A 1,457-nucleotide genomic window follows, 5' to 3' on the forward strand; every position below is an offset into this window, starting at 1 on the left:
CAATGCGGCATCGAGCATCCATCGTGTGGAAAGGCGGAACTGACGGTAACAGCGTCAGCGCGCGCAGTAGTTGCCCAGGCTGACCCCGAAGCTGGCGCGGAAGGCGCGCAGGAACGTACCGGCATGCTTGAAGCCGATGGCGGGGGCCGCCTCGTCAACGGACATGTCGCCGCGACGTACCCGGGCAGCGGCGTGCTCGAGCCTTACCCGCGTCCCGAACTGTTGCGGCGATTGATCGTAGGCAGCCAGAAAGGCTTCGGAGAAATATCGAGTGGGCAGGCCTACCCACTGCGCCAGTTCGCGCGCGCTGACGGGGCGCTCGAGGTGGCCGTGCACGAACAGACACGCGTTCTGCAGGCAGGTCAGGACCTGGTGCTTGCGCACCATCGAGGGTCCAGGGCAGCGCGCCGCCCGCGAAGCGATGTCCCGCTGCAGCTCGGCCATGAGCAGCAGCAGGGGGCGCGGGTCGGCGGGACGGTCCATGTCGGTGCCCCGCCCCCCGGCGATCCGACGCCATACCCGGGTTGCCATCTGCAGGTCGCCACGCGGCATCCGGCCCCTGCCGGGGTATAGCGGGGACGCACCTGCACCCAGCGCGGTCAGGGTATCGGCGCTCAGGCAGACGCCCACGCACATGCCGAGGCGCCCGGCCTGAAGGAGCGGCCCAGCCTCGCGCCCGAGCATGAGCCATTCACCGCGACGCAGCTCGAAGCGGCCTTCCGCACTTTGGATGACGGTAGTGCCGCGCAACTGCATCCACAGCGTGGTGACGCCTGGCGGTATCCGCACCGGTTCGCCGGAGGAATCACCGGGAATGGGCATTGCGCTGCATTGCCGTGCCGTCCCGCCGGCGTACCGGGACAGACGTGGACCGACCACGGCGACGGCAGCACAGTTCATGGTGAGCGGCGCGCGATATGGGGGACGCAGCCTTCCGGCGCCCAATCGGTGCGCGAGACCGCAGCATGCGAGCGGGTCGTGCATCGCCACCCCGCCTCGGCCGTGTAGTCCAGGGCGACGAAGTCGAAGCGCGCGCCGCCACAATAGAGATGTGCGGTGCGTGCAGAGGCGATGATGTCCACGACGATGGTGGTGCACAGCGAGGCCGGCCCATTGAGTCCGACCGCAGCAGGATCACTGACKTAGTCCCACGGTGATTCATGGGTCGCAAGGCGCTCGGCGCCGGCCTTGCCTTCGGATATCTCCGCCAACATCGCACTGATACGCGCGCGTGCCGTGTGGTTGCGGTAGCCGGGAATGGCGAAGGTGAGCAGCACGGCCAACGTGCCCACGGCAATGATCAGCTCGATCAGCGTGATACCGCGCTGGCGCGGTGGCATGGCGAGGCGTTGATTGACGGTAGCCCGTGGCGTGGACAGGTGCGTGGGTGTCACAGCGATGACGGCGTTTTCAAGCAAAGCGACCATGGCCTGGCGTTGATGGCCAGTGACCGAGGC

Annotated in this window: 2 protein-coding genes; both read right to left on the reverse strand. The window is 67.7% G+C overall.

Annotation, left to right across the window (positions count from 1 at the left end):
- Window positions 1-54: 54 nt before the first annotated feature.
- Window positions 55-822, reverse strand: a complete 768-nt coding sequence (locus ACXJKH_RS20420; RefSeq protein ID WP_457322102.1) for a helix-turn-helix transcriptional regulator — start codon at window positions 820-822, stop codon at window positions 55-57.
- A 74-nt stretch (window positions 823-896) separates the two neighbouring features.
- A partial coding sequence (locus tag ACXJKH_RS20425; protein ID WP_457322104.1) for a pilin occupies window positions 897-1,457 on the reverse strand: 561 nt, incomplete at its 5' end.

This window comes from Stenotrophomonas sp. P5_B8 (assembly GCF_054049855.1).

Bases quoted from the DNA above. Each gene is read 5' to 3' on its own strand.
- ACXJKH_RS20420 (WP_457322102.1), bottom strand. From the start codon at position 822: ATGCCCATTCCCGGTGATTCCTCCGGCGAACCGGTGCGGATACCGCCA.